Below are 2,767 nucleotides of genomic sequence, written 5' to 3'. Positions count from 1 at the left end.
GTCTATGGCGCCCGCATCGGCATTTCCACGGCCGAGATCGCCCTGATGATGAGCCTTGTGGTCGTTGCCGGTGCCGCGATGCAGCTTCCGGCCGGGCGTCTCTCCGACAAGACCGACCGGCGTTTCGTGCTGGCGGGAGCGGCTTTCGGCGGGGCTTTGTTCGCGCTCTTGATCTTTCTGTTCGAGCCGCGCTCCGGCGTCTTCGTCATCGTCTTCACTGCCGCCTATGGCGCCTTCGCCTACACGCTCTATTCGATTGCCGTGGCGCATGCCAACGACCACGCGCGCTCGGAGGATTTCGTCAAGGTATCTGGCGGGCTGTTGCTGCTCTACGGCTTCGGCACGATGATTGGACCCTTGCTCGCCGCCGCTTTGATGGGCTGGATGCGCCCGGAAGGTCTGTTCTTGGCGACCGCCTTGGCGCATCTCTGCCTGGCAGGCTACACGCTGCTGCGCATCAGCCGCCGCGCGCCGGTGCCGATCGGCGATCGTGATGCCTTCAAGACGCAGCCGGCCGACCGTTCGGTCACCCCGGAAGCATTGCGGCTCGATCCCAGAAGAAAAGCAGAAGCAGACGGTTGAGATTCGAAAGGCTTTGCCTCACTAATACAGGCATGATGTTTTCCGACGCCTTCATGGCGATTGCCGATCCCAATCGGCGCCATCTTCTGGAAGAACTTCGCCGCGGCCCGAAAACCGTCACCGAACTGGCCGCCGGCTTGCCGGTCTCGCGCCCGGCTGTGTCGCAACATCTGAAAGTGCTGCTCGATGCCGGCCTGGTCCACGCCAAGCCGGAAGGAACAAGGCGCGTCTATACGGTAAGCGGCACCGGCTTCCTCAAACTCAACATCTGGCTCGATCAGTTCTGGGAAGCCTAACCCCGATCAACCGTTGTTGTAGGGGAAGAACTTGAAGTAGGGCTGCGCCTCCTCGATCACCCGGGCGAAGGCGGAGCGCTGCAGCAGCCGGTCATGGTAGCGTTTCACGGTCGGATACTTGTCGCCGAACGGCTCGACCTTGTTGGCATAGAACAGCGCCGGGGACGCTGCGCAATCGGCCATGGTGAAGGTGTCGCCCATCGCCCAGATCTTCGACTGCATGTCTTGTTCGATGATGGCATAGGAATTGCGAAGCTGGTCGCAGGCCTGCTCGACGCCGAACGGGTCAGTCTTGTCCTGCGGCCGCAACCGATCGCCGACGATCTTCTGCATCGGCTCCTGCACATAGAAATCATAGAAGCGGTCGGCTTGGCGAACGGCCAGCGCCAGGTCGATGTCGGCGGGAACGAGGTCGACCGGCCCCGGATAATGCGCGGCCAGATATTCGACAACAATGGTCGATTCCAGCACCGTGCGGTCGCGCGCATCGTCGCGCAGCGCCGGCATCTTGCCGGCCGGCGAAATCTTCAGGAAGGCCGCGCGCGACTGAGCATCGCCAAGATCGACGATGACAGGCTTGAACGGCGTGGCGTTCTCGTACAGCGCGATCAGCGGCTTCCAGCAGAAGGAGGCCAGCGGATGGAAATGAAGCGTCAGGGACATTTTTTGCTCGCCTGTTTCCTGGTTTATCGGTGGCCGGCGCCGGGCATGCTCGTCATAGGTAAACACTGCGGCAAGGATTGCTCGTCAAGGCCTGCTTTTGCCGCTTCAAGCGGCGTGGGCGACGATGCCGGCAACAATCATATCCCAGTCGTTTGGATGCAGCTCGTGGCCGCCACCTTCGATCCGGATGATTTTCGCGCCGGTGACCGCCTTCCCCAGCGCCTCGCCATGTTCGACCGGAAAGATCGGATCGGCCGTGCCGTGGATGACCAGCAGCGGCGCCGTCATTTCATGCAAGCGGCCTTTCCACGCGTCGCCGCCCCTGAGCATGAAATGGTTGGTCGCGCTCAGGAAGCCGCCGGAGCGGTCGTGATCCTGCTCGACAAAGGCACGCATCCGGGCCTCGTCGAATGGATGTGCGACGCTGGCGATCGCCCGCGCATCCCTGACGATGAAATCGACCACCTGGCCACGGTCCGACCAATCGACTTTGGCGCCCTCGGCCGAATGCTCGATATAGGCATCGCTCGTCTGCGGCAGGTGCGAAGTGTCGGTTCCCACGGGCGTGCTGCTGATGACGGTCAGCGATGCGACACGGGACGGGTGTTCCAACGCCACAAGCTGCGCGATCATGCCGCCCATCGACATGCCGACGACATTCGCCTTGCCGATACCGTGGTCGTCGAGAACGCGCATTGCATCGTCGGCCATATCATCGAACGTGTAGGGCGGCTCTCCCGGCTTGTATTTGGTCGAACGGCCGGTATCGCGATTGTCGTAGCGGATCACGAACAGGCCGGCATCGGCCAGTTCCCGGCAAAACGCCTCCGGCCACCACAGCATCGAGGCCATCGCTCCCATGATCAGCAACAGCGGCGGGTTCGCCGGATCGCCAAAGGTTTCGGATATGATTTCGGGGCGTTCGGTCGTCGTCACGGTGCGGCCTCCTCTCCTGCAATACTGATTGCATTTTGCAATCGGTTGCACGATAATAAAACTGATACGACAATGCAACTGGTTTTGGAGAAAAAATCTCATGAGCATGGATCGCCGGTCCGGATGTCCGATCAACCTGTCGCTGGAAGTGTTCGGCGATCGCTGGAGTCTGATCATCCTTCGCGACATGATCTTCGGCGGCAGGCGTCATTTTCGCGAGCTGCTCAACGGATCGATGGAAGGCATCGCCTCCAACATCCTCGCCGATCGGCTGAAGCGGCTGATGGAAC

At 61.4% G+C, this 2,767-nt stretch carries 5 protein-coding genes; 3 read left to right on the top strand and 2 right to left on the bottom strand.

The annotated features are described in order from the left end of the window. The coding region (locus tag EN906_RS29825) for an MFS transporter (RefSeq protein ID WP_164777459.1) at positions 1-582 on the top strand (582 nt) is incomplete at its 5' end. Positions 583-614: 32 nt separating this feature from the next. Then, a complete protein-coding gene (locus tag EN906_RS29820) occupies positions 615-878 on the top strand; it encodes a metalloregulator ArsR/SmtB family transcription factor (protein WP_013529232.1) in 264 nt (87 codons plus the stop codon). 6 nt (positions 879-884) lie between these two features. On the opposite strand, the gene EN906_RS29815 is transcribed toward EN906_RS29820, so the two are convergent. Further along, complete coding sequence (locus EN906_RS29815; RefSeq protein ID WP_127269297.1) at positions 885-1,541, bottom strand: glutathione S-transferase family protein; 657 nt, start codon at positions 1,539-1,541, stop codon at positions 885-887. 105 nt (positions 1,542-1,646) lie between these two features. Further along, the gene (locus EN906_RS29810; RefSeq protein ID WP_127269298.1) at positions 1,647-2,477 is read right to left on the bottom strand and encodes an alpha/beta hydrolase; all 831 of its coding nucleotides are present in this window, start codon (positions 2,475-2,477) and stop codon (positions 1,647-1,649) included. A gap of 100 nt (positions 2,478-2,577) precedes the next feature. Here EN906_RS29810 and EN906_RS29805 point away from each other — a divergent pair. Continuing rightward, positions 2,578-2,767, top strand: a 190-nt coding sequence (locus tag EN906_RS29805) for a helix-turn-helix domain-containing protein (protein ID WP_164777458.1), incomplete at its 3' end; no start/stop codon positions are given.

The organism is Mesorhizobium sp. M7A.F.Ca.CA.004.06.1.1 (assembly GCF_003999135.1).
Lineage (GTDB): Bacteria > Pseudomonadota > Alphaproteobacteria > Rhizobiales > Rhizobiaceae > Mesorhizobium.
This window is presented reverse-complemented; position numbering and strand designations above follow the sequence as displayed.

Coding starts and splice junctions, on each gene's coding strand:
- EN906_RS29820 (WP_013529232.1), top strand. CDS start 615: ATGATGTTTTCCGACGCCTTCATGGCGATTGCCGATCCCAATCGGCGC.
- EN906_RS29815 (WP_127269297.1), bottom strand. CDS start 1,541: ATGTCCCTGACGCTTCATTTCCATCCGCTGGCCTCCTTCTGCTGGAAG.